Raw genomic sequence first — 24,228 nt, 5'->3', positions numbered from 1 at the left:
CTCGCGGGGTGCGGAGGAATGCCTGGAGCGCTGGTACTGCCCCGCGCCTTCGTCGGCACCGTACTACCGGCAAGGTCTACGACGACGAATGGAAGGGACCATGACAGCATCACCGGATGAGATCACCGAGGGGCAGTTACTCCTCGCCGAGCTGCAGCATCTCAAGAGCGAGCAGACGGCTCGCATCGGCTCCCGGGACCATCTGATGTACGCGACCCTGGCAGCCATGGCCGGCGTTCTCGCCGCCGTCTTCAACAGCGGCCAGCACCCGGAACGACTGTTGCTGCTGCCGCCGGTCGCGATCGTACTGGGCTGGACGTACCTGATGAATGACCAGAAGGTCAGCGCCATAGGTCGGTACATACGGTGTGAACTCGCTCCCCGGCTGGACGGCGTCGTCACGCGCGGATCTACCCCGCGCCACGCAGCATCCCTCCTCGACTGGGAGACTACGCACCGCGGCGACCGCCGCCGGATCTCCCGCAAATGGCTCCAGCTCTCCGCGGACCTCCTGCTCTTCGCGATCGCTCCCCTCGCCGCTCTGACCGTGTACTGGGCGACCGGACCGCTCAACGTCTGGCTCCTGGTCGCCTCTGTCGGCGAAGTCCTGACCGTGCTCGTCCTCTCCGTACAGATCGTGGTGTACGCAGATCTGCGAATCTCGTGGCTGCGGGGCGCGCAAGGGCCTGGCACCGCACGCACCGGACCTTAAGAGCGGCATGCCAGAGGTGACCGGACGGACGTCATGCCGGAAGTCACCTCGCACAGCCTCTTGTGACATGCAGAGGCCCGCCGTCCAAGAGCGCGGCGGGCCGCTTCCGGAGATACATGTTGGGTCCGTCCTCGGTTGCGGAGGGCACGTGCCTCACCGTGGCGAGCGCCGGTGCGGACGCCCCGTCCCTGGCGTACGCCGCCGCTCTCGCTCGTAGGATCACAGGTCTTCGGACCCAGGGCGGGCCGTCGGTGACCGAACGATCAGGGGCTCACGTACCTGTCGGAGAAGTCGAGCATCATCCGGTAGGCATTCGGGGCGGTGCGTTCGATGTTGAAGGAGTGGCCGGCTCCGGGGAGGATCGCCCCTTCGACGGTGGCTCGGGGGCCGAAGAAGGAGCGCTGGGAGTCGGCGAGTGCCTTGCCGGAGGAGCAGTCGTTGCTGGTGGCTTGGCAGAAGATGGTGTCCTGGTCGCCGTTGACGGTGAGTACGGGGACGTTGATGTGATGGGCCGCGCTGGTGATGCCGTAGGTGAGACCGGTGGTGATCTCCACGAGAGAGGATGCCTGCCGGAACCGGTAGTCGGTGTTGACGGCCGCGGCGTCGACGTTGGAGGGCGCGAAGAACTTCCGGTGGTGGGAACGGGAAAGGCTCACGTAGCCGGGGTCGTAGCCCTTGTGGGAGAACTTGGGGTCCAGGAACGCGGGACGGAGACCGGCCGCGATGAGGGCGGTGCCGGGGAGGTTGATGGAGCGGCCCGCGCCAGTGGCGATCACAGCGTTGACGTCGTTCTGGTACGTGCCGGCCGTGAGATAGCTGGTGAGCGACCCATAGCTGTGACCTACGAGCACGATTTTCGAGAAGCGGGTCCGGTGGTCGCCGAGTCGGCCGCTACGCGCGGCCTGGATGACTTGGTGAACCGTTTGTGCGTTGCCGCCGTAGGTCACGGCGGGAGAGGGCGGGTGAGTGGACTTCCCCGATCCGAGCCGGTCGATGGCGAGGGTGGCGTAGCCGCGCTTGGTGGCGGCGTCGACGTAGGAGTTGTGCTTGTACGGGAAGTCCCAGTAGTGCCGGTCGTAGGTGTAGCCGTGCAGCAGCACCATGAGAGTGCGGGCTTTCTCCGGCGTGCAGAGTGTCCCGCGGATCGTGCCCTTCCCGAATTTTCCTTTGACCGGCGTAGCCGTCTCCGAACAGTGAACGGCTGATGCCTTGGCCCGGGGGTGGGTGGTGGAGCTGGCGTGTGCGGGGCTGATACTGAGACCGATTGCGGTGATCAACCCGGCGGTGGCGGTGGCGGCGCGTCGTATCCCGATGATGCTCATGGCGTTGCCCTTCCGCTGATCGTCCCGCTCGTCGCGGCGAACGGCAGATGTTCGCCGCGGACGTGGCGGGATTCGGAGCTGAACGGCGTTGGCATCGGGTTTGTGTTCACAGGGCGGGAAGAGCGGCGCGGAGAGCGTCACGGGGTGAACTTGCGGACGACTTCGGGGGTCTCGATTCGAACTGCACCCGCTGCTCTGTGCGCGAGACAGAAGACGGCTTGCGCATATCGCGCGAGCAGCATCCGCCGTACCAGGGCACGGAAAAGGTGACGGCTCTTCGTACAGACGGTGGCTGACGCACTCAGTGCCCGGCTGAGCAATCGTGCGGCGATGCAGGTTCGCGGGAGGTTCATCCGGCGAGCCGGATGCGGGGGCCGCCCCGCACGCGGCCAGCGCCCAGGCGGCGCTGGACCCGCCAAGCTGCCGCCTGCCCTGCGCTCCGGTCGCAAGCTCCCTTCGCGCACCGCGCGGCCCCGGGGGCCGCACTGGGCAGTTGGCCCTGGAGAAGCACGAGAAGTGCGACCGGTGGGGGCGGATGTGACATACGCGCGCCTACCCGTACACAGACCTGGTTCGTCGTGGCGTGCTGTCGGTGGTACCGGCCGTCAACTGGGGTGGATGCAATGTGCCGAACCGTGCAGGCAAGTCTTGATGGGGCATAGGGCGAAATGCGTGCTGGTGCGTGTCGAGCAATGACGGCGCTGCACCTCTAGAGGGTACGGAGAGGACATAATTGCAGGTCAGGGCCAGGGTGGCACCGACACTGTGTACCGCCAGGAGCGACACATCGTCCACTTTCCGTCCCTCGTGAGGGGGCAGACTCTCTGTGGAATGTCAGCTCTGCTGACGTAGCCCATGATGAAATGTCAGGCGAGCTGACATGTTCGACGGGAGCCGGGGACTCTCTGCGAATGCGCGCTTCCCCGTGACCCGCAAGCGGAGTTGCGTCCCTCACGAGGGACACAAGACACGCCGAATGTCAGTCCTGCCGACCTGGAAGTCAGGGAGGCTGACATACTGCGTGCGCTACGTACCCGGAACTTGAGGACCTCCTGTGTCAGCTGAGCCGCAGCGCCGCCGTGCACGTCCGAACCGCGCGCGGCCCCAGGTGCCAGCGAATGATCCCCTCGCCGCCTTTGCGCAGCCCCTCGCTCCCGTTCGCAACCTGGACGAACTAGCGCGGCGGTACCCTGACCGCAAACTGAGCCTTGGCCGCAAGCAGCACCAGCTTGAGTTCTACGGCAGCCCGGACCAGCCGAACGCCTTCGCCATGGACTCCCTGGAGTTCCTGTTCCTCATCGCTCAATACTTCCGCGAGGCTCTGCCGCTGCGGATCATTCTTCTCTTGATCGCCTGTCAGCGCGCTGGAGGACGTATCCCGCTCACGCAGGAGGAGATGGGCACTGTGCTGGACGTCGCGCGCCAAAAGGTGTCCGAGGCCATGCAGGAGATCATGGGGCACGGCATCGTCTTCAAGGTCAAGCGCGGCGTCTACCAGTTCAATCCGCCCTACAGCTATCGCCTCGCAGAGTTCATCCCCGGGACCGAACACGTAGGCGGCGAGTACGTGAAGGTCGAACAGCACTCCACCATCGCTAAGATTCGCGCTGACACGAGCTTGCCGGACCTCGTGCGGTACCCGTCGCTCGAGCACATGCGTAAGGCGATCGAGGAACTGCGCGCCGAGCGGGCACAGAAGCGTGCCGAGCGACGACGTGCACGAGCCCGGCAAGACGACGAAGGGACAGCGTAGTCATGGCCTTGCTTTTCGCTCCCGTCAACGCCGACGGCCTGATCGCGGACCTGGATCTCCCCAGCCCGGCCTATCGCGTCCTGATGAAGCTGCGGTCTCTCAGCGAGCCCGGCGGAAGGGTCGAGATTGACCAGGCCACCATCGCCAAACTCCTTGAGACCAGCCGGCCCAACGTGACCGCGGCCTTGCGTTCACTCGACCTTGCTCGCTTGGTGAAGAAGCAGCGCAACGGCGTCTACCAGATCAATGCCATGCTCGCCGGCTACACCTCGGAGAAGGAAGCGGTCGCTGCCATTCAGGCCATGGACGCCATCGAGCGCCTCGACAACCCCCTGTTCATCGAGGACTACCACCGAGCCGTCGCCGAGTATCAGGACCAACTCGCCGCCCAACGCCTCAAGCGGGAGCAGAAGAAGACGCGTACGAAGCAGCGCGGCCCGATGAGGGTGGTCAGCTCGACTGCCTGACCGATAGCAGCGGACCGCGCACGTTCCAGGGGCTGGTGGGGCCTCGGGCGCGATCGTCCGCTGCCTTTCCCAGGCAGCAAACCAACCGCGGCGAGGATCCCGGGCAGCGGCGCACGACGGCAAGCGCGAGCACGGAGCCGGAGCACGGCCAGGGTGCCGAGCAGCTACGCGAGCGGTTCGTGCGTTCCCTTGGGCCACGCGACGAGGTAAGGGCGGCGGCCGCTGTCGGTGTATCGGGCGGTGTTCCAGCCGCGGGCGTCGAGCGCCGCAGCACACTGGACGAGGCCGTCGTCGACGGTCGTGGCGGTCGGATCCCCTGGCGTACGTCGCCAGTTGAGGCAGGCCGACTCCGAGGTGTACTCGCGGACTTGGTACCCGGTGTAGAGGCACCGGTGGGCCTTGCCGTGCACGGTCGTCTCTGCTGCTGGGATGCCTGCGCTCTCCAGCGCGAGGCACACGGCCTGTACGGGGCGGTGTCGTTCCAGGGGCGCCGGGGTGGTCATGTCGCCGGCGAGGCGCCGCGCTTCCAAGGTGTAGGGCCAGACTCGCTGGGCGGCGTCGCGGTGGGCGTTTCGGTCGGTGAGCGTGCCGTGCCCGTTGGCGGGGGTGAACCCGCCCGTACGGCGGGCGGGGTGTTCCACCTCGGTGGTTCGGAGGTGCTCGCGCGCTGTCCAGCCGTCCAGGGTGAGGTAGGCGGCCGTGGCTTCGCCGAGTTGGAAGGCGACGCCGAGGTCGCATAGCGTCCTCAACGTCTCGGGTGACGCGGAGAGTTCACCGAGTGCGGGATCGGCTTCCCGAAGAGCGGTCTGGTGGTACTCGTGGAGGTCGGCGAGTGGCGCCAGCGGGTTGGTGCGGGGCCTGGGCTTCCCTGCGGTCATTGGCAGTCCTGTAGGGTGCCGGGCCTTGCTGCCCGGTCTCGTCATCGTGCACTGTGATGATCGGCGTCAAGGCCCTCGTCCGCCAGTTCGACGAGCACGCCCCGGCTCCGGGTGCTTTTATGGACTGCGCCCTGCCTCACCATGGCGACGTCACCTCCGGGGGGAGAGGCCATGCCACTTGTCAGCATCGATGCTTTGGGAACCTTGTGGTTCCCACTGGCGGTCGGCGTGCTCATCGCGATGAGCCCCACCGTCGAGCAAGGTCGCACCGGGAAAGACGTACCGGGCGGGAAGTTCCTGCTCAGGCCGGTTCGATGTGTGCTGCTGAGCGCGCCGTTCGCGTGGCAGATCACCAACCACGCCTCTGATCACCTGGCCGGCCGACTGTTCGGGGAGTGTCTCGTCCTCGGCGTCGGTGTCGCCCTCGGCTTGCTGCTGCTCTCGGCGCTCTCCGTGCTGGCCCGACTGCTTCGGCGAGGTTGAGCGCCATGCTGGTCACCGTGCAGATCTTGCTCATCCCGCCGCTTACCCTGCTCCCTTCCGGGGTGTACGCGGTGTCGGCGATGCGCCGTCACTGGCGACTTGGCCCGATCCCGGGCAGGGACGAAGCCTGGAGAGAGTGGGAGAGGTCCGGGCTCACGCTCCTGTACTTCGTCATCATCACCGGGCTGGTGCTCGTCCTCTCCCTGGCGCTCAATGCACCGGGAGCGGGACTGGCGTGGACATCCGGCGTATGCCTGCTGGGCTGTCTGGCCGGGTGGCGCTCCGGGGCGACGACCCGCTGGCATCAGGACGGGGTTTGCCGGTAGAGACCGGGGCTGTTGATGCTGTCAGGGCGGAACGTGGCGGCGGAGCTCTGCGCCGCGTACAGCTTGTCGGTGATCCGCCTCGACGAGGTCGGCCAGACCTGACGGAAGACTGATGCGTGGCCTGCGTCTCGGATGCATGGGGCGTGATCCCTGCTCGGTGGTGTCCGGCACTACGGCTGACCGCGCGGCTGGAGGACGACCAGCGCAAGAGCGAGGCCACGGCCGGGCGTTGCCCCGTACGGGGGCGCAGCGGCGGGCGTACGACCTGACCCTCGCCGGGGTGTCCAGCGGGGGCCACGTCGCGTACTTGGTGATCAGCGGTGGGGGATGCGTGTGCCGGGGTCATCACGCGGTGCGTGGCGCAGAAGCACGGCGGCGGAGTGCCTCCCAAGCGGTTATCCCTCTACCTCGGCCCGGGCCCGATCTCTACCTGCATGCGGGAGTTGTAGAGCTTCGTCCACTTAGGTCAGGCCTCGGTGTACGGGCTCTCTGCCGCGATCTCCTGGTCGATCAGGTGGACCATGAGCTGCGCGACGGCCGCGACCTGCACCCGCTTTGCTCGGCGCTTGGCCGGGTCCTCCTCGCCCAGTGCCTCGTAGACCTCTTCCAGGAAGATGCCGTCCATCGCGGTGTGCGTGTGCGGGGTGACTTCGCCCGGAACGGTCAGGGCCTGCCCGTCGGAGTCGAAGATGTCGCCGTGCACGGGCAGGCACTTCCGGCACCGGCCCTTCTCCGCGGTCGGGGTGGCACGTTCGGCGTTGATCTGCCGGTAGTTCTCGGCGCGGCCGCGGTAGTAGTGCGAGGTGACGAGCCCGATGTCGCGTGTGTCGTAGAGCGGGTGCTTCTGGTCGCCGAACTTGGCGATCTGCGCCTGACGTTCGGCGTCGGCGGCGCAGCTCCTCGTCGGTCACGACTCGCCCCTGGTGTGGTGGTCTTCGAGGCGGGTCACGCCGTGGGCCTGGTGCTCTGCGCGGTCGGCAGCGGCGAGGAGGGCCATGGCGATGCGTCGGGCGTCGCTGGTGTAGAGCGGCACGAAGTCCTCCCCGGGGTGTGTGGATTCCGGCGTGGAGAGGTAGATGAGGCCGTCGGCGATGTCCTGTTCGTCCACGGTGCGGATCACCCAGATGAAGTCCCGGTGGCCGCATGGGTGTTCGCGCTCGTGCAGCTCCCACTCCCAGCCCGGCATCGACTCGTCGGGGCCGTTGATCCGAGTGGGCTTCGGACGTTCACCGACACCGGCCATGGCGGTCAGGTCGACCAGGCGCCGGCGGATCTCAGCGAGAGACGCGTCATCGAGAGTGCTCACGACTCCTCGCTCCCCTCGGTCGGTACCCGGGTGAGGGCGGACAGGCTGGTTTCGTCGTCCCGGATGTGCCGACCGGTCTTCTCCTCACGCCACTTCTCCACACCCTCGTGCACGTCGCGGACGAGCCGGTCCCCGTCCTTGTCCGTGACGATGTCCCCCACCTTCCAGCCGGCGGCGAGCACCCACACGGCACGGCGGTCGAGTTGGTCCAGGCGGGCGCCGCCGGTGAGGGCGATCTCGCCGGAGTCGCTGACGTACTCCACGGTGTCTTCCAGGTGGATACGGACGCGAGCCCCGGCGCTGACCGGGCCGTGGTCGACACTGGGGTCCGGCTGCTCGTCGTGCTCGATGCCGTCCAGAGCGGCGGCCGTTGGGCAGGGCCAGAAGGTGACGACGCCGCGGCAGCGGACGCCGTTCCAGCCGGAGCAGTGGGCGCAGATCAGTGTCCTGTCGCGGTTCATGGGCTGGTGCAGGGCGCGGGCCGCGGCGGCGCGGGCCTCCGGGGGCATGGTGTGAGCGGGGGGCTCCTCACCGGCGGCCTGGAGGAGGTGGTGCTCCCACAGGCCGCGTACGGTGCCGTGCCATATGTCGCCGGTGGAGGACCAACGACCGCAGATGCAGTGGACGTTGACGCCTTCGCCGGGCTCTGCGGAGCCGATGAGCCTGGGCATGTGGTGCTGGACGAGGCCGTCGTGGTCGGGGCACACGTAGTCGGACCGCAACGGGAGGGCGGTGCGGACCTGCTTCCAGCCCTTCCCGGACCACTTCGGGCGCTGCGGGATGCGGGAGTCCATCCACGCGGCCACGTCGAACTGTCGCGTGCAGGGCGGGAAGACGCAGCTCCGTAGGGTGGTGCCGCCGTTCGTCATGGTCAGTTGGCCTTCCGCTGGGTCGGGAGGGGGCTGTGGATGGTGGCGCGTACGGGCGTGCCGTCCAGGCACTCCGCGATGATGACCTCCTCGCCGACGGGGGCGTGTTCCACGGTGATCCGGTCGGCGACCCATGCGATCTGGGCGTCCGCCCGCAGGTGTTCCAGGAGGGCCGGCATGGGCGCTGTCTTCCCGCTGGCGACGTTCCCGATCAGGGCGGCGGTGGCGTCGTCCCAGGTGACGGTGCGCGCAGGCGTGGGGAATTGCTGCCACTTCGCCCCGTCGATAACGGGGGCCGGCTTCTTCGGGTGCCAGTACATGGCCGTCAGGGAGGCCCTGGCGTGCCCGGCGTCGAGGGCTTCGCGGCGGCGCGGCCCGTCGGGGTAGGAGAGGTCTTCGTGCTCATAGACGGTGCCGTCGGTCGCGACGACGACGGAGCGGCTCGGGGTGGGCTTGCCGTTCTCGTCGGCGGGCGGGTCGTCGCTCCAGTTGCCCCACTGCTTGAAGAACACCGGCACGCCGGCCAGGGCGCAGTCGGTGATCAGGGAGCGGAACCATTTCGGGTGCGGCGGGCGGGCCGCGGGGCGGGTTTCGGTTGCGTCGGCCGAGCCGGACTCGCCTCCGATGATGACCCAGTCGAGCCGGGCTGCGGTGTGCGCGTACCACTCGCCGGTGCCGTACCGGGCGCGGAGCACGTCGTAGACGATCTCGGTCGGCTTCCGGGCTTCGGTGGGCAGTTGGAGCCTGGTGAGGCTGATCGGGCCGAGGAGCGGCTCCAGGCTCACGAAGCGAACGGCGGCCGGGGTGTGCAGCAGGTGCGGGATGCGGAGGTTCGCGGTCTTCTGGTCCTCCGCGCTGATGCCGAGGTGGACGTTCGGCAGCGGCCAGGTCGCAGAGTTGACCAACTCCTCGGCGTCGTCCGGCACCCCGGGGATGCCGTTGGGGTTCGCCGCGCTGACGGCCCAGGCCATCTCCGATCGGAAGTGCGTGCCGGGGGCGTGCCCCGCGCCGCACGTGCACTCGTCGGCGAGCATCGCCGCCATCACGCGCGGGCGCTTCGTCAAGATCTGGTAGGTGTGCTGTGGGGTGAGCGCCATGATCGCGAAGACGGCGGCGACGTAGTCGACGGGGATCTCGTCGTAGAACAGGTCGCAGAGGGAGTCCACGAAGACCCGCTCGCCCTTCTTCCACTTCAGGGGCTGCGGGAGGCGCTGCGGGAGGAGGTTGACGTGACCAGTCCAGTCCAGACGGCCGTCGTCGGCGTGGTGCACGGTTCCGGCGAACGCGTCGGCGACCTTCGGGTTCGGGTTGCTCTTGCGGATGTTGGCCTCGCCGATCGCGTAGCAGCCGTCGCAGCCGGAGCTGACGCGGCGGCAGCCGATGGTCGGATTCCAGGTACGGGTGGTCCATTCGATGCGCGAGTTCGCGCCCATAACTTCTCCAGGTGGGGTGTCGAAACCGGGTGTGCGCCGGGGGTGTCGGCCGAAGTCCTGCGGGGCCGGCTGATAGCCCTGCCGGTTGAAGTGTGCGAGGTGCTCGATGAGGTCGCGGGTCTCGTTGTCCGGGCCGCAGCCGCGCGGGCGTTCGGGATGTGCGGACAGGCGGCCTTCCAGCCAGTCTGCGGTGCACCGGCCGAGGTCGTTCAGCGTACGGGCGCGGCGCCAGCGGACCGCGGCGCGGGGGCTCATGCGCAGCGGGCGCATGGTCAGTCCTCCCGTCGCCGCGTTCGGCGGCCGCGGCGGCTGGTGTGGCGGTAGCCGAAGGGGCCGGGCAGGTCCATGGACGTGGTGCGGGTTCCGGTGGAGGACCGGGTGTAGTTGGGGCCCCCGTTTCTCGAATCGAAGGTGACGGACCACGACTTGCGGTTGATGTTGAGCTTGACGCCCGGAAGGATTTGGAAGCTCTCGCGGAGGGTGAGCCGCATGGCGTGCTCCTGCTTGGTCGATGAGAGGGGGAAGCGGGTCCGGCCGTGTAGCCGCAGCGGGACCCGAGCGGAAGGGAGCCGGACGGTTACGTCGTGGTGAGCTGTGTGTGCTTCTTGGGGTACGGGTAGCTGACGACGTCTCTGCGGCGGCGGTAGCGGGGGTCGAGCCCGAGCGCGTAGCGGTGTTCTGTGGACATACGCTGTGTTGCCTCATGTCGTGTTGCGGCTGAGGGGTTGAAGTGGCGGACGAGTGGCGGCTGTTCTGGGTCGGTGACGGGGGTACGCCGGAAGGCGACCGGCCGGTGGCCGGGTGGGAAGGTCTGGAGGAGCGTGAGCGCGCGCTCGGACTGCGCGAGCGGCAGCCGATCCTCGTCTCGCCGGAGGGCCGGGTTGATCCAAGGCTCAGTGAGTGCTTCCGGCGGTCGAAGTTCTCCGCGAAAGCGCAGGGCACTCAGGTCACTTACGCCCCGCTCTACCGGTTGTTCTTCATGTTCCTGTGGCAGCGCGGACTGGACTGGGACGAGGCGTCGGAGGACGACGTCGAGGACTGGGAGGACTGGCGTCGGCGGGGAGCACAGAACCCCACCCGGGTCGGCGGCGGGACCTGGGCCAAGGAACTGGCGGCGCTGAAGCTGCTCTACGACATCGCGGCCAAGCGCGGCTTCGTGCCGACCAACCCCGTAACGCTGTTGGCGCCGACGGACGTGAAGACCTCGGACGTGAAGTGGCTGTCCCCGCGGGCTTTTCGGCTGTGGCGCAACGTCGGGCTCGGCGGGATGCTGCCGAGCGGTTTGGAAGACGAGACGTGGCGCGGCCGGTGCGGCGGCCGGGACACGGCGTACGCCGACCTGCTGTACTCCAGCGGTCTGCGGCGGCGCGAAGGCGGCACCATGCTGACCTGTGAACTCCCGGCGCTGGGCCAGCGGAACTACTACCCGGGCAAGGTCGGCCAAGCCGTGGCCAAGCGGGCCGGATACACCTTCTACGTCGGCCACTCGGCGCTCCAGCGCGTCGAGGGATACCGCCTGAGCACACGGGCCTTGGCGGTGGCCTGCGCCCGGACCCGCGGCGCCTACGACCGGCTACCTGGCCTGCGGGTCGTACGCGAAGTCACGCGGGCTGGCCGGGTGCGGTGGAGGGATCGCAGCGGCCGGGCGGGCGAGAGTGCGCTGGGGAGGCTGACGGCCGCCGAGCGGATGCTGCTGTTCGTCGACGGCGAGGACGGCCTGGAGCCTGCGATGTTGTGGCTGTCGGAGAGCGGGTTGCCGCTGGAGTACACGAGTTGGACGAAGGTCTTTGAACGGGCCAGTGACCGCTGCGCCGCCGCGGGGCTCAATGTCTTCGCCACGCCGAAGATGCTCCGGCACTCCATGGCCCTGCGGATGCTGATCTCGCTGCACAACGCGCTGGATCGCCGACTCGGGCTGACGCCGGCACAGCGCCTGCACTACGAGGAGGTGTACGGGCAGGTCTGGCTGATGGTCAAGGACATGCTCGGGCACCGCAGCGAGCAGGTGACCAGGGACGTGTACCTGGAGCCGGTGCGTGGTCTCCAGTTGGAGTCGCTGCTGAGCGACGACGACAACCCCGTCAACGCGGAGAAGATCGCGGAGCTGGCGGCACGTACCGGTCTGATCCTGGACCAGGCGTGAGCGGCCGGGGGCGCCGGGCGGCGCTGCCCCCGGCGGGCCACCGCAAGGCTCCGGTGCTGGACGCTGATGGGCTGGTGATACGTCCGGTCAGCGGGGCCGGTGTGCCGTTGGGCGTGTGGGACTTCCGTGACAGCCCCGGACCGGTGGACTTCCGCCGGGCTCTGGTGGCCGCGCTGGCGGAGCAAGGCCAAGGCTGGGACAGCGCGGCAACCTACGGCTCGAACGTCGGGACGCTGCGGCTGTTCTTCAAGGACGCGGCGGCAGCCGAGCCGCCCATCACCACGACTTCGCAGATCACGGCGGAGTGGTGGAAGCAGTGGACCGGCGACCTCCACATTCGCCGAGTCCTGGCCGCGGTCGTACGGCGGGCGCGCGGGGTGCCGGAGACGACACGGTCATTCATGGAGACGCCGCGGCGCCGCCCGCCGGCCCGCCGCGGGACGCGTCGCAAGCAGGCACACACCCGGGAGGAGCTGAAGGCGATCCGGGACGCGGCCGCCGCGACGGTGCGCGCCGGGCGGCTGCGGGTCGCGGCGAACACCGCGGTGCTTGAGCGGTGGCGCGCGGGGGCGATCGCGCCCGGCGACGGCGAGTGGGCGGTCGGCGAGGTGCTGGACATGCTGGCACGCAGCGGGGACCTGCCGCGCTACCACAGCGGCAACGACCGGTCGGTGGTCGCGTACGTGGAGCGCGTGTTCGGCTTCGAGGGCAACGCGGCATCACTGACCCGACTGTTCCCGACGGTTCGTGAGGTCGGGGCGGCGGCCGTGCTGCTGATCGCGTACGAGGCGTGGAATCTGTCGGTGCTCAAGGTGATGGACGTGCCCTCCTGGTGGCCGAACGCGGACCGCGAGGACCCGGCGGTGCACCAGGTCGCCACGGACAAGGCGCGCCGCGGCCGGCGTCGGCATGCGAGCAACACCCTCGTCGACGTCGGCGAGGGCTCCAGCGGTCGGGCACTGCACCATGTCCTGGAGCTGACCGGGCAGGCAAGGACGACCCTGGGGCTGATCGGCCGCCCCACCAGCAAACTGCTGGTCGGCCACCGTGGCCTGGGCGGTGCCGAGAACTTGCGCGACTACGCCACCAGCAATGTCCTCTCGGGCGCGATTCGGCGCTGGCAACGGAAAGCGCGAGAGGCCGGTGTGGTGTTGCCGGACCGGGTGAACGCCCAGGCTCTGCGGCACAGCGCTCAGGCGCACCACGGTCGGGCGCGGAACAACACCCAGGACACCCACGAGCGGGACTATCAACTCCTCGACGAGGAAGTCCGCAACACCTCGCGAGGCGCGGTGGAACTCGGGCTCGCGCAGGCGGTGCGCTCCGCCCGGGAGACGGTGGCCATGCGCATGGTCGACCAGGTCGACGGTGATGCAGAGCTGGTGGCGAAAGAGGCCGAGGTCGACATCGAGGTGGCGCGGCGGATCGTGGCCGACCGGCTGCGCACCCCGGTCGCCTCGTGCGCGGACTTCCTGCACTCCGACCACGGAGTTGCCGGGACGCCGTGCTCGGTGTCGTTCCTGCTGTGCTTCGCCTGCCGCAACGCGGTGGCCACCGGCCGAGACCTGCCCCGCATCGCCTACCTCCACCAGGCACTGGAGTCGCTGCGTTCCGCGGTGACGCCCGCGGTCTGGGCGGCGGACTGGGCGGCCCATCACGCACGGATCGGCGACTTCCTGGCCACCTACACCACGACCGACAGCAGGCCCCGCCTCGTCGCAGCCGCGGCCGAGCGGGATCGCGAGCTGATCCACCGCATGCTGGAGCGGAGGCTCGATCCGTGACGCAACCGTCCGCCGAACCGTCCGGGCCCGGCCTGATCGACCCGGTGCCCGACACCTTCGTTCTGCCGTTCGCCCGGCTGCGGTCTGGTGTCGATCCCGCGCAGCTGCCGCGCTTCGGTGACCTCACCTGGCGGCTGTCGCTGATGAACCGCCAGGAATCCACCCGCCCCCTGGTCATCGACTGGAGCCGGTGCCCCAGCGAGCTGCGGGCGGCTCTGAAGCGCGCCGCCTTCGCCGAACTGCACGCGCCGACCCCCAGTGTCCTGCTCCAGCAGCGAGCTTCGCGCTCCGTGACCCAGCCGTCGAGCCTGCGCAACTACTTCCAGCAGTGGATTCGCTTCGCGGTGTGGCTTGCGCCTCGCGGCGTCGCCACGCTGTCTCAGGTCACCACCGAGGACCTGGAGGCGTACGCCGAGCACCTCCGGGCGGGCGGGCGCCGTTGGCGCACCGACCAGAGAGCGCTGGGCGTCCTCTCCCGCCTGTGGGCCTACGCGCCGTACCTGCCCGAGGATGACCGGCTGGTCATGCCGCCGTGGGAGGACCCGGCCGCGGTCATGTCCGACTTCCTCGGCGCCAACGACGACGCCCCCGACGGGGAGAACGCGATCCCGATCGTGCACCCGGCTGTCATGTCACCGCTGTTGGTGTGGGCGCTGCGCACTGTCCTGGACATGGGAGACGACATCGTGGCCGCCGCACGCGAGCATCGCCGCCTACTGGACTCCATCCCGACCCGAGCCACCCCCGGTGGCATCGACATCGTCCGCGACCACCTGCGCCAGATGCTCGCTGGCGGACAACGGCTGCCCGCCAGCGCCGGCCCGACCGTCACCGCCCTGTCTGCCCGGTACGGCGGCGCGCTGCCACCGATGGCCAACACCTTCCTGGCCGCCACCCTCGGCGTCACCCCCGGGCAGGTGACCGTCGCCCGCAGTTCCATGACCGATCAGCTCCGGCCCGAGCACTTCGGCTCTGCCCCGGCGCTCGCTGTGTCGATCACCGGTCGGATCGGCAACTCCCCCTGGACGCCGTCGATCGGCTTCGACGACGTCGACACCTTGGTGCTGCACCTGTCCACCGCCGCGCTGATCTGCTGCGCTTACCTTTCCGGCATGCGCCCCGAGGAAGTTCTGGCTCTGCGCCGCGGCTGTTGCACCCGCACCGAGCGCCGCGACGGCACCGTGCGCTTCCAAGTGACCGGCCAGCACTTCAAAGGCGTATTGGACGAGGACGGCAACGCGATCCCCGAGGGCGAACTACGCCCGGATCCCTGGATTGTGCTGGAGCCCGTCGCCCGCGCCATCGCCGTTGCCGAGGAACTCGAAGGCGGCGAGCTGCTGTTCACCCGGACGCTCTTCCGCGGCGCCCGGCGGACGATCGAGACGCGCACGCAGCTGTCCTCCGACGCTGCCGTGGAGCGGATCCGGGCCTTCACCGCCTGGGCCAACCAGCTCGCCGCCGGCCACGGCCGCACTCACGAGATGATTCCCTCCGATCCCGACGGCGCCGTGGCACTGCGCCGATTTCGCCGCACAATCGCATGGTTTATCTACCGTCAGTCCGGCGGCCGGATCGCCCTAGCGGTGCAGTACGGACATGCGGCCACAGCCATGAGCGAGTCGTACGCCGGCCGTTCCAAGGCCGACATGCTGGAGGTCCTGGACCAGGAGAAGGGCCTGGCCCTGGCCGAGACACTCACCGAGGCCGGAGAGCGCATCGCCGCCGGGGAGAAGGTCAGCGGCCCGGCCGCCGACCGCTACCGCGCCGCGGCCGCCGAGTTCTCCAACCGCTACGCCGGTACCTACCTCGGCAAGCGAGAGTTGCGCGCGCTGGTCGCGAACCCCCGACTCCAGGTCTACGAAGATCCCAAAGCCTTCCTGACCTGTAACCACGACGCGTTCACGGCCCTGTGCAATCCGGACCGGGGCCGCGCCCGCGACGGCGGCGGGAGCACCCCTGACCACTCCCGCTGCCATCTGGCCTGCGCGAACATCAGCCGCACCGACAGCCAGATCGCCGCCCTGCGGGCCGAGGTCACCCGGATCGATGCCGATGCGGGCCTAGATCCCTACCCCATCGCGGCCCGCGAACAGCAGCGCAAAGCCCGCCTCACCGACATCATCCGGCGACACGAGGCACAACAGGCAGGCGGAGACGACCCCGAGGAATCACGTTGAGCGCCCCCGACGAGTTCGTCACCGGCCAGCACGGAGGCGCGGCCCTGGCCCAACTCGTCAGCCAGGCACTCACCCACGCCCACGCCGGCTCCGAGGGCGCCGCAGAAGTGAGGGCCATCAGCGACGCCATGGTGCGTCTGCTGATCGGCGCCCCACTGCATTCCGACGGCAAGCTGACCATCGTCTCGCTCGCCGCCGAAGCCGGCCTGCGACGCAACAAGCTCACCCACAAGCACACGGGTCTCAAGGACCTCTTCTACGCCCTGGTCAAGGCCCGCGACTCTGTTCCCGATGCGATGCCCGAGACCGCGCGGGCCCGCGCGGTCAAGCATCAGCAGGACCTGGCACGTGTCTGCGCCGAGCGCGACGACCTGCGCACCCAGACGCAGCTCCTGACCCGGATCGTGCAGGTGTTGGAGATTGAGAACCACCGGCTCAAGAAGACCAACAGGGACTTGGAGAGGCAGTTGGCCGACCGCGCGGCGGTCCCTGACCTCAACCGACGACGCCGGAGCTGACTCAGCTTGGGTTTGTCCTGGAGCGCGAGAGCGGGCCCGCTGCGAAGATCGGCGACCCTACGAACACGGGCACCGTCACTCGGGAGTAAAGGTGTACCGGTCCCCCTCGCCCTGCGGGGTGATACTCCCCCGAATCACGGTCGGTTCCAGCGGGAGAAGCTGGCAGGAGGCCACTGGGGCATCGAGGGTGACCGTGGACGTGGAATCGCCTTGCCACGTGCTCGTGGTCACCGTGACCGAGGTGAAGACCTCTCCGGCGTCGATGCGGGACTGAACCTTGTTCAGCTCACCCTGGGGGTCTCCCAGACCATGACCTTCCAACCAGCCCCGTCCGTTCCCGTGATGCCCAAATACTGCACTTCCTGACTGCTCATGGTCATCCCTCCTCGAGATCCGTGATGTCGAAAGTACGTACTTCGCCATGGTCAGCTTTCGCGCCAGCCGACAGCCTCGACGCCGGACACGTAGCCACGAGCAGGGCTGCCGATACCTGTCGGCGCCCATCCTTCGTCGATGAACTTCCGCGCCGTCTCGGCCGGAACCCACTGGTCCCCGCGCTCCGGGTCGGACATCCAGTCGGCGAGTGCGTCAGCGCTGGCGAACACGGGGCTGATGGGGGAACCTTCGGTTACCGTCTCCCACAGCTGCCAGCCCTCACCTTCCGGCGGGCCCGTCGCCTCCCATGCCTCGGCCTCCGCGCGTTGCCCGGGATACTTCTCCAGCGTGCTGTGCCCCTGGCAGGTCGGGCAGACTTCGTTGAAGCCCTCGCGCTCGCAGCGGGCGCGGATCACGACACCTGTGTTGATGCCGTCGTGGCCGAAGCCGCCGAGGGACCACTCGTTGACCTGCTCGGCGGTCGGCACGACGGGCGGGTCGATCGCCTGCCAACCGCCTTCGCGACTCCAGGTGTGGGTGAAGTCCATGAGTCGCCCGGCGTCGACGAGCGCGTTGACGTCGTCCTGGGTGAGGTGGTGGGACCACGAGCGGTTCCACAGATCCGCCAGACGCTGTCCTTCGCGGACGATGGCGGCCTCACCAGTGCCGTAGAACTCGGGCGCGCGGGAGACGTTGCGCTCGGCGAACGCACGTACGGCTGGGGTGTCGTGCCGCAGCGGCGTCGATCCGGTGCTCTGCGGATTGAACGGCAAGCGCCCGTACCAGAGATCCAGCAGGTTCTGCGCCTGCGGCGAGTAGCCGTTCTTGCAGTCGGGGCACTTGTCCTCGTCGTACCGGTCCGGCATGAGGAAGCCGTCCCAGGTCTTACTGAGGGGCCAGTCGAAGTCGAGCGGCACACGCCGCACTTCCCGTCCCATGATCAGTTCCCTCCATGGCTCTCGCGGATGTTGTTGCGAATAAGGAGTCGCCCTGGGCGGTCATCGCATCATGCGAAGGGCGACAGGTCGGGATACGGCGCCTTCCAGCATGCGGGCAAGAGCGTTGGCGCCATGTCCGGCTGCGCGTGCTGCGTGCAGCGCTTCCTCCAGGCGCTCGTCGGCAAGGTAGTCGAGGTGCCGGGCGTGCAGCTTGGCATCGCGGGCGGCTTCGACGGCGGCGATTTCAGCGGGCGGCTCTTCCAGGTCGTCAGCGCCGATCGTGGCGACCGGGTACTGCGAATCGCGTTCCTCGTCGTCGCCGAAGTGAACCACGACCCGAAGGTAGGGGCTGCCGTACTCGTCGGTGATCTCGGGCTCTGCGTCATCCCCCCAGTTGCCCGGGTCGTCAATCCAGTTCTTGAGGACTTCGCGGCCGTACTGGGCGGCAGTGCCGGCATGTTCTTCCGCGTCGTCCCCAGCAACGACGACGTACCACACGGGGTCTTCGGCGTTGTTGCAGGCTTCGATGGTGTGTTGGAAGCGCATGATGGCTCTCCTGGGTGGACTGTCTCATTGAGGCCACCATACCGGTCAAAGCGTTGACCGGTCAATGCATTGACTGGTGTTCCGTGAGTGCTCGATGAGCCAACTCCCACAGACGTCGACGAGCGTCTCCAGCGCACAGCGATCGGCCACGAAGCCCTCGCCCCTGGTAGCGTCACGGAGCAAGCGGCAACACGCGGCAAGTGTCCGCAGAAGCGGTGGTTTCCTCCGTGGTCGAGCGTCGTGGCGCCGATGTCCTCGAGGGCTTCGGCGAGCCACCGGCGGCCGTCTTCACCGGCGGCCCGGGGGCGGGCTCCGAAGTGGACGAGGCGGCGTTCGACTCCGTGGTGGCCTCGTTCGCCGGAGCGGACCTTGGCCTGTGCGCGGTCGCTGAGGACGTTGCCGTCGGGGAGGACGGTGAGGCGCCTGGGGCGGGTGCGGTTGAGGTACTGCATGCCGAGCGACTGGTAGATCGTGCCGCAATGTCCGGGGTGGAGGCGCTCGGGCCCGTGGGGTGTCTGCCGTACGCGGGGTTGCGGGTCGGCGTGTGCGACGACGCCTCGTATGCCGTGTGCGTAGGCCAGTTTCAGGGCTCGCGCGGTGAACCACGACTCGGCGTTGGCCGGGATCTCATCGAGGAGGACGAGGCGGGAGATTTCGAGGCTCTCGGCGTAGGGGGTGAGGTTGCTGAAGGCGTTGGTGAGGACGGCGGGGTGCATCGGGATACCGAGAACGAGGACTCCGACCAGTCGTTCGGGGTGTCCTCCCGACGGCCTTGTGTAGAGGCCGATTTCGAAGCGGCTGGCGGGCCAACTGTTGCTGTAGTGGTGTGTGAGGACGAACGCACGGGCTTGGTGGTAGTCGGCGTGGCGGACGGTGTAGGCGTCCGGGGCGAAGCCTCCGTCACGGGTGCGGCGCCAGCTATGGCGGCCGTTGAACCACCGCTGGCACGCGGTGGGGTTGTCCAGGTCGATCGCGAGTTGCTCGGTCAACAGCACACCTCCTGAAACCTCCTGAATCGTGTTGCCGGGTACGTCGCTGCGGCTGTGAGGTTCGGCAGGACTCGGGCCAGGGCTTGAGGCTTGAGCCCGGCGACGTGCCGCCGGGGGGGATGGCGGGTCCGCTCACCTGCTGGTGAGTTGCTGCCCTGGGGGTGGAACGTGGAGCGCGCGGCGCTTGGTGGTGGCCCGGCGGCGTTCGGTGTCGCGGCGTGCGCGGTCGTACGTCCAGTGGGCAAGCGTTTCGTACACCTCGGCTTGGTGTCGGTCGGCCTCGGGGTTCGTGGTGGGCAGGGTGGGTGGGNNGGGTGGGGGGGCGGCCGCCGAACCGGCCGGTGGGGACCAGTTCGCGGGCGAGTTGCTCCGGGCTGGGGTTCATGGCGGCTCCTTCCTGGGCGGTCGGCGGTGCAGGTGGCGCACCAGGTGCGGTGCAGTGGGGCGCCGGGGCGGCCGGGCTCATGGCGCCGGCGGCCGCCCCGGGCCGTATCGGAGGGGCAGGCGTGCGCTGTTCAGGGCAGGCGTGTTCCGTCTGTGCGTGCCGAGAGGCGGACCTTCGTGGCGAGCTTGGTCTCCCAGTCGTCGCCGAGACGGTCGCGCAACTGGCCGCGCATGGCGTCCCGTTCGGGCTCCGTCATCCCGCCCCACACACCCCCTTGCGTCGCCGTAGGGCTGAGCAGGGCGTACGCCCAGCAGCTTTCGGCGATCGGGCACATCCGGCAGACCGCCTTCGCTTCATCTGCGTTGTAGTCCTGGAAGAGATCGGCGAGTTCGTCCGGCGGCGGCTCGGCCCCGTCGCTGCCGGATGCGTTGGCATGCTCCGTACTGCTGGCAGCGGGGTCGTCCTCCTCCTCGTCCAAGTCAGCGCCTTGGCCGAAGAGTTCGGGGCGGGACACACACTTCGGTACTGCCCGGCCCGCTCGTACGGGGCTGCTGATCGGGGACTTGTAGACGGCTGAGGTCTCCAGCCGCGGCGGGATGCGGCGGGTCTTCGTCGTCACGCGGCGACCTCCACATCCAGTGCGGTGCCGGGGCGGCCGATGCGGCGGCCGTTGCGGCTGGGGGCGTCGGCGTGCTGGCGCGTCGCGTAGGCCAGCATCCCGGCGTGCCCTCCGGCGCGCTTGGCTTCGAACATGGCGACGTCGGCTCCACGCCGGAGGGCGGAGACGTTGCGGCTGTGCAGGGTGGCGGGCTCGGCCACGCCGATCGAGGCGGAGACGCGCAGGAGGCGGCCTTCGAAGGTGACCGGAGTGGAGAGGAGCTCGGAGAGGTGGTCCAGGCGCAGTTGGCGGTGGCCCGGGTGAATGCGGGTGACCACGACGAACTCGTCTCCGTCGCGGGAGACAGGGCCGTGGGCTCCGGCCCAGTGCTGTATCCGCCTGGCGAGTTCGACGAGGACGGCGTCGCCCGCGGCGTGGCTGTAGGTGTCGTTGATCTGCTTGAAATGGTCGACGTCGATGAAGCAGAACACGGCCTGGTCGCCGAAGGTGTCGAGGAACTTCTGTGCGGCTGCGGTGAATTCGGGGCGGCGCAGGACGCCCGTGAGGCCGTCCTTGCCCGCGGCCGTGTGGCGGTGGTGCCACTTGACGGTGCTGACGGCCCAGCCGAGTGTCGGCAGGAAGGCGCCGAGAGCGAGGGCGGTCAGGCTCCGGGGGCGGGAGCGCACGAAGGCGGCAGGTGACATGCTGATGTTCCTCTCTCGTGGGCGGTACTTCGCGGGTGAGGGCGCCCCGGCAGGTCTGGTGGGCTGGTTGTCGCCGTTGCCGCCGGTCTGCCGGGGGTCGCGCGATGAAGCGCCGTGGTGTCGCACGGCGAGGGCGGGTTCAGGTCGCCGGCGTCGGGCGGAGACCGCATGTGTCGCAGCCGGTGTCGTCCGGATCGGCTGGCTGGCCGTTGTGGACGGCCAGGAGGTCGGTGGCGCTGTGGGCGGGCTGCCATGCCGGGCCCGGGCAGGGCGAGTTGGGGCAGGGCACCGTGGCGTCGAAGCCGGGTCCGCCGTTCTCGTCGGGACGGTAGGTGAGGTCGAGGGCGTCGCTGCCGAGGCCGATCGTGAGCCGGTCACCGTCCCGGACCGGGCCGTCTTCGGACTGCCAGGTGGCCAGGTCCTCGATGTCGCGGCCGAAGACCTGCCGTACCAGGAGTTGCCGGCCGAGGCCGCCGTTGCCGTCGAAGCCGAGCTCCTGGCGGCGGGTGTCGCTGGCGCGCTGCAAGAGCGTTCCGAGGCGGGCGACTTGGGTGGAGGTGACGACGAGGTCGAAGCCCTCGTCCTTCAGGTGCGGGCGGGCGCGGGTGAGCCTCTCGTGCTGGCGGCGGACGTCGGCGGGCGGGACCTTCGTCGCGGCGGGGCGGCGCGCGTTCCGGCGGAGGCATTCCTCCAGCGGGGTGGTCATGCAGATCGCTACGGCGTGCATGCCGTGCTCGTGGGCGAGCGTGACGCGGTCGCGGCGCTGGGCGTCGTGGCTGTTCGTAGCGTCGATGATCGTTGTGTATTTCCGTCGCAGGCGGGGTGTGAGCGCTGCGGTCAGGGCGGCCGCGGCGTCGTTCCGTGCTTGCGGAGTCTGGTCGGCCATGTCGCCGCCGCAGACGATCTTGTGGAAGACGTCGCCGGTCAGGACGCTGTCGGCGGGCCATGTGCGGGCGAGGGTGCTCTTCCCGGAGCCGGACACTCCGAGGAGGAGGATGACGGCGGGCTCGGGGAGATCGACGGCGGTTTCGCGGGTGCTGGTCATGTGGCCTCGTATTCGGTGAGTTCGGGAGGGTCTGCGGTTGAGGCGCGCGGCGCTGTTCGGTGCGCGCTGCGCGGCACGGGTCACAGAGCGGGATCTTCAGCCGGTGGTGGTCAGGCAGGAGCGTCGGGCGGCGGGTGCCGTCGCCCGGTGGCCGGAGGGGGTAGGCCGCGTCGTACGGCGGCCGTCTCAGGTGCTGGCGGGCTGGAGTTGGGAGGCGTACTGCCAGCAGGCTCGGCAGGTGGCGTGCTGGTCGATCGGGTCGCCGAGGCGGCGTTCCCGGGTGACTTCGCACAGGGCCCGGCCCGCGGGGTGGAGGCGCCGGGGCGAGACGGCGTCGGTGCGGGGTGTGGCGTGCCGGAGGGGGCCGATGCTGCGGCCGTCGCGACGACGGGCGGGGCTGTTGAGGTTCTCCCGTACGTCGAGTTCGACGGGGCAGGCTTCCGCCAAGTCCCGCCAGCGGCGGGTGTCTTCCTCCTCGCGCTCGTTGTGCCGCTCGGCGGTCGCGGCCCGGACGGTGGCCGCGTGCTGTGCGTGCTTCTCGCGGGATGCCTGCTGGCCGGGGATGGTCGGCGGTTCGGGCTCGGCCTTCAGGCCGAGGTGCAGCAGGTACGTGGTCGGCCAGTCGAGCTTCTCCAGCGTGTAGCCGGCGATCGCTTCGGCCCACTCGATGCTGTGGAACTTCGGGACGACCAGCGCCGGGTCGACGAACGGTCCTGCTTCCCGGCGGGCCCGTTCGCGGAGGTCCCGCAGTTGCTGGTCGGTCAGCCGGGTCGGACGGTACGGGCCGTCCGGGAGCTGTAGGGGCGGTTCGACCCGCAACTCGACCTCGCCGGGTGGGCGTTCGTCGGCGGCGGCCGCGGCCGCGCCCAGGAGGCTCGGGGCGTTGACGACTCGGTACCCGTCGGCGGTCCAGGCCGCCGTACACGTCTTGGCCGCGGCAGGGTCGGCGAGGCGGACGAAGAAGCGGCGGCCGGCTGGGGAGACGGAGCGCAGCGCCTCCTGGTCCCGCCCGGCGGCGGCGAGCGCTGCGTGCGCGCAGGCGGTGATTTCCTGTTCTCGTGTGTGCGGTACGCCGGGCAGCGGGTACGTGGTGTGTTCGTCGGCGTCGAGGAGGTGGCGGTCGGCGAGGTGGGGACCGTCGAGCGGGATGCGCTGCTGCAGTTCGTCCAGCAGTAGGGCCTTCGTCATCGCGTCGTCGGTCCCGGCGGGGGTCGGGGCGGCGGCACGGTCGTCCTTCCGGGCGTGGGTGTGGGGCATGGTGTGTCTCCTTTCGCGATGAGGTGCCTCGCCCCGCTCCCGCGGGGGGCGAACGGGGTGACGGGGGTTGCTGGAGTCTGCGTGATGCCGGACGGTCTCGTGCGCGCGGCGAACGCGGCGGGCCAGGTTGCTCGCTCGCTGGGCGTTCGCCCGGCTCGCGTGCTTCGTCGTGATGTTTCAGAAGGTGTCGGCGGTGTGGCGCGTGCTCTTGGCCGGGATCAGAACGGAGGCCTTGGATCGCTCCGGCGGCTTGGCGTGAGCGGGATGTGCCAGGTGCGGGCCTGGTAGAGGCATGCGTATTCGTCCCAGTCGGCGCCCAGGGGGTGCGGGCGCCAGTCTCCGCCGGTGCCGCGGCAGTTGCGGCAGTTCGGGTCGGGGCCGCGGGTGATGGTGAGCGCGCACCGTTGAAGGGTGATGTTCCAGCGGCCGGCTTGGAGAGCTGCGGGGCTTCTCATCGCTCACCGGCCGTCGTGGCGGGTCTTGGAGCCGGGGTGTTGGCGATGTGCAGGAGGACGTCGGCGTGGCAGGGCACGGTGTTGCCGTCGTCGGTCAGCGGGCACCAGCACAGGAGGTCTCGTCCGGCGAGTTCCCGGCGGGCGCGGTCGATGAGGTGCGGGCGGGCGTCGAGCCAGGGGCGGTAGCGGCGTACGGCTTCGGCGCGCGCTTCCTGCTTGCTGGTGAAGACCGGCGGCTTGGCGAGGGTGTCGTGCGGGTCGGGGACGGCGTGGCGGCCGTCGGAGATGCGGACGACGGCGTAGGGGTTGCCCCAGGGGGTGCCGCGGCCGACGTAGCGGGCGCCCTCGCGCTTACGCCATTCGTGCGTTCGCGCTGGAGGCGCTGCGGCGTTCGCGTGCGCGGGGGCTTTTCGGCCGGTCGGGGCTGGAGACGGCCGGCGGAGTCGAGGGGGTGAGCGTGTCGGGTACCGGAGAAGCGGCAGTCGGCCGCCGTCGTGGTGCAGTCGGTGACGGTCTGAGCGGGGGTCAGGGTGATGCGGTCGTCGAACTCGCCGCTGGCGGTGGCGATCCACAGGCCGGGGTGGCCGGTGTCGGCGGCCAGTTCGGTGCTGTCGCCGGGGTCGAGGTGGCGGAGGTTCTCGCCGTTGTCGAGCTCGATGCTGCTGGTGTCGAGGGTGATCGGTGTTGCTGCGGCCATGGGGGGGCTCCTTCGCGGGCAGGCCGTGCCGGGGTCGAGGCGGTCCCCGCCCCCGGTCGAGGGCCGGG

23 protein-coding genes and 1 pseudogene are annotated in these 24,228 nt (G+C 69.4%); 9 read left to right on the top strand and 15 right to left on the bottom strand.

Features of this window, described 5'->3' with window-relative positions; genetic code table 11:
• Positions 1-100: 100 nt before the first annotated feature.
• Complete coding sequence (locus AN218_RS17045) at positions 101-712, top strand: hypothetical protein (RefSeq protein ID WP_070017744.1); 612 nt, start codon at positions 101-103, stop codon at positions 710-712.
• A 263-nt stretch (positions 713-975) separates the two neighbouring features.
• Here the strand turns inward: AN218_RS17045 and AN218_RS17040 are convergent, their stop codons facing one another.
• The gene (locus AN218_RS17040) at positions 976-2,034 is read right to left on the bottom strand and encodes an alpha/beta hydrolase (RefSeq protein WP_079132259.1); all 1,059 of its coding nucleotides are present in this window, start codon (positions 2,032-2,034) and stop codon (positions 976-978) included.
• A gap of 1,054 nt (positions 2,035-3,088) precedes the next feature.
• Here AN218_RS17040 and AN218_RS17035 point away from each other — a divergent pair.
• Together AN218_RS17035 and AN218_RS17030 are read left to right on the top strand one after the other, a co-directional pair.
• Complete coding sequence (locus tag AN218_RS17035) at positions 3,089-3,787, top strand: hypothetical protein (RefSeq protein ID WP_070017742.1); 699 nt, start codon at positions 3,089-3,091, stop codon at positions 3,785-3,787.
• Positions 3,788-3,789: 2 nt separating this feature from the next.
• A complete protein-coding gene (locus AN218_RS17030) occupies positions 3,790-4,254 on the top strand; it encodes a MarR family transcriptional regulator (protein WP_070017741.1) in 465 nt (154 codons plus the stop codon).
• A gap of 164 nt (positions 4,255-4,418) precedes the next feature.
• Here AN218_RS17030 and AN218_RS17025 read toward each other — a convergent pair whose 3' ends face one another.
• The gene (locus tag AN218_RS17025) at positions 4,419-5,132 is read right to left on the bottom strand and encodes a hypothetical protein (protein ID WP_070017740.1); all 714 of its coding nucleotides are present in this window, start codon (positions 5,130-5,132) and stop codon (positions 4,419-4,421) included.
• Between the two features lie 171 nt (positions 5,133-5,303).
• Between AN218_RS17025 and AN218_RS17020 the strand changes: the two genes are divergently transcribed.
• Complete coding sequence (locus AN218_RS17020; protein WP_070017739.1) at positions 5,304-5,615, top strand: hypothetical protein; 312 nt, start codon at positions 5,304-5,306, stop codon at positions 5,613-5,615.
• 5 nt (positions 5,616-5,620) lie between these two features.
• A complete protein-coding gene (locus AN218_RS17015) occupies positions 5,621-5,941 on the top strand; it encodes a hypothetical protein (protein ID WP_070017738.1) in 321 nt (106 codons plus the stop codon).
• 466 nt (positions 5,942-6,407) lie between these two features.
• Here AN218_RS17015 and AN218_RS37520 read toward each other — a convergent pair whose 3' ends face one another.
• The 5 genes from AN218_RS37520 to AN218_RS16990 form a co-directional block, all read right to left on the bottom strand.
• Positions 6,408-6,644 carry a hypothetical protein gene (locus AN218_RS37520; protein ID WP_070017737.1) on the bottom strand — a complete coding sequence of 79 codons (237 nt, stop codon included), beginning with the start codon at positions 6,642-6,644 and terminating at the stop codon, positions 6,408-6,410.
• A 204-nt stretch (positions 6,645-6,848) separates the two neighbouring features.
• The gene (locus AN218_RS17005) at positions 6,849-7,247 is read right to left on the bottom strand and encodes a hypothetical protein (RefSeq protein WP_070017736.1); all 399 of its coding nucleotides are present in this window, start codon (positions 7,245-7,247) and stop codon (positions 6,849-6,851) included.
• The gene (locus tag AN218_RS17000) at positions 7,244-8,041 is read right to left on the bottom strand and encodes a hypothetical protein (protein ID WP_141747604.1); all 798 of its coding nucleotides are present in this window, start codon (positions 8,039-8,041) and stop codon (positions 7,244-7,246) included. The genes AN218_RS17005 and AN218_RS17000 overlap by 4 nt, the downstream gene beginning before the upstream one ends.
• 77 nt (positions 8,042-8,118) lie before the next feature.
• Positions 8,119-9,819: a DUF5131 family protein gene (locus AN218_RS16995; protein ID WP_070017734.1), complete on the bottom strand. Its 1,701-nt coding sequence runs from the start codon at positions 9,817-9,819 to the stop codon at positions 8,119-8,121.
• Between the two features lie 2 nt (positions 9,820-9,821).
• A complete protein-coding gene (locus tag AN218_RS16990) occupies positions 9,822-10,040 on the bottom strand; it encodes a DUF4236 domain-containing protein (protein ID WP_070017733.1) in 219 nt (72 codons plus the stop codon).
• Between the two features lie 239 nt (positions 10,041-10,279).
• Here AN218_RS16990 and AN218_RS16985 point away from each other — a divergent pair, with 239 nt between their 5' ends.
• Genes AN218_RS16985 through AN218_RS16970 form a run of 4 tightly spaced genes read left to right on the top strand, consistent with a single transcriptional unit; the run spans position 10,280 to position 16,171 of the window.
• On the top strand, positions 10,280-11,692 hold the full coding sequence (locus AN218_RS16985; RefSeq protein ID WP_070017732.1) for a site-specific integrase: 1,413 nt from the start codon (positions 10,280-10,282) through the stop codon (positions 11,690-11,692).
• The gene (locus AN218_RS16980) at positions 11,689-13,476 is read left to right on the top strand and encodes a hypothetical protein (protein ID WP_070017731.1); all 1,788 of its coding nucleotides are present in this window, start codon (positions 11,689-11,691) and stop codon (positions 13,474-13,476) included. Before AN218_RS16985 ends, AN218_RS16980 begins: the two co-directional genes overlap by 4 nt.
• Positions 13,473-15,653 (top strand): hypothetical protein, encoded by a 2,181-nt coding sequence (locus AN218_RS16975; protein WP_070017730.1) that lies wholly within the window; start codon positions 13,473-13,475, stop codon positions 15,651-15,653. Before AN218_RS16980 ends, AN218_RS16975 begins: the two co-directional genes overlap by 4 nt.
• Positions 15,650-16,171 carry a hypothetical protein gene (locus AN218_RS16970; RefSeq protein WP_079132258.1) on the top strand — a complete coding sequence of 174 codons (522 nt, stop codon included), beginning with the start codon at positions 15,650-15,652 and terminating at the stop codon, positions 16,169-16,171. Before AN218_RS16975 ends, AN218_RS16970 begins: the two co-directional genes overlap by 4 nt.
• Before the next feature lie 425 nt (positions 16,172-16,596).
• Here the strand turns inward: AN218_RS16970 and AN218_RS16965 are convergent, their stop codons facing one another.
• The 8 genes and pseudogenes from AN218_RS16965 to AN218_RS34550 all read right to left on the bottom strand — a co-directional run bounded on the left by AN218_RS16965 (position 16,597) and on the right by AN218_RS34550 (position 24,035).
• On the bottom strand, positions 16,597-17,463 hold the full coding sequence (locus AN218_RS16965; RefSeq protein WP_141747603.1) for a hypothetical protein: 867 nt from the start codon (positions 17,461-17,463) through the stop codon (positions 16,597-16,599).
• 81 nt (positions 17,464-17,544) lie between these two features.
• The gene (locus AN218_RS16960; RefSeq protein ID WP_070017728.1) at positions 17,545-18,030 is read right to left on the bottom strand and encodes a hypothetical protein; all 486 of its coding nucleotides are present in this window, start codon (positions 18,028-18,030) and stop codon (positions 17,545-17,547) included.
• Positions 18,031-18,458: 428 nt separating this feature from the next.
• Positions 18,459-19,025: pseudogene (locus AN218_RS39195) on the bottom strand (Mom family adenine methylcarbamoylation protein); the annotation flags it as partial.
• Positions 19,026-19,534: 509 nt separating this feature from the next.
• A complete protein-coding gene (locus AN218_RS16950; protein ID WP_070017726.1) occupies positions 19,535-20,023 on the bottom strand; it encodes a WhiB family transcriptional regulator in 489 nt (162 codons plus the stop codon).
• Complete coding sequence (locus tag AN218_RS16945) at positions 20,020-20,706, bottom strand: GGDEF domain-containing protein (protein WP_070017725.1); 687 nt, start codon at positions 20,704-20,706, stop codon at positions 20,020-20,022. Before AN218_RS16945 ends, AN218_RS16950 begins: the two co-directional genes overlap by 4 nt.
• 139 nt (positions 20,707-20,845) lie before the next feature.
• Positions 20,846-21,751, bottom strand: a complete 906-nt coding sequence (locus tag AN218_RS16940; protein ID WP_070017724.1) for an ATP-binding protein — start codon at positions 21,749-21,751, stop codon at positions 20,846-20,848.
• A 186-nt stretch (positions 21,752-21,937) separates the two neighbouring features.
• Positions 21,938-23,008: a hypothetical protein gene (locus tag AN218_RS16935; protein WP_070017723.1), complete on the bottom strand. Its 1,071-nt coding sequence runs from the start codon at positions 23,006-23,008 to the stop codon at positions 21,938-21,940.
• Between the two features lie 451 nt (positions 23,009-23,459).
• Positions 23,460-24,035, bottom strand: coding sequence for a DUF4326 domain-containing protein (locus tag AN218_RS34550; protein WP_216311777.1), 576 nt, complete (start codon positions 24,033-24,035; stop codon positions 23,460-23,462).
• Positions 24,036-24,228 lie beyond the last annotated feature (193 nt).

Origin of the sequence: Streptomyces nanshensis, from assembly GCF_001751255.1 — a bacterium.
Classification (GTDB): Bacteria; Actinomycetota; Actinomycetes; order Streptomycetales; family Streptomycetaceae; genus Streptomyces; species Streptomyces nanshensis_A.
Note: the sequence above shows the minus strand (reverse complement) of the source record. Positions and strands in the feature narration are given on the sequence as shown.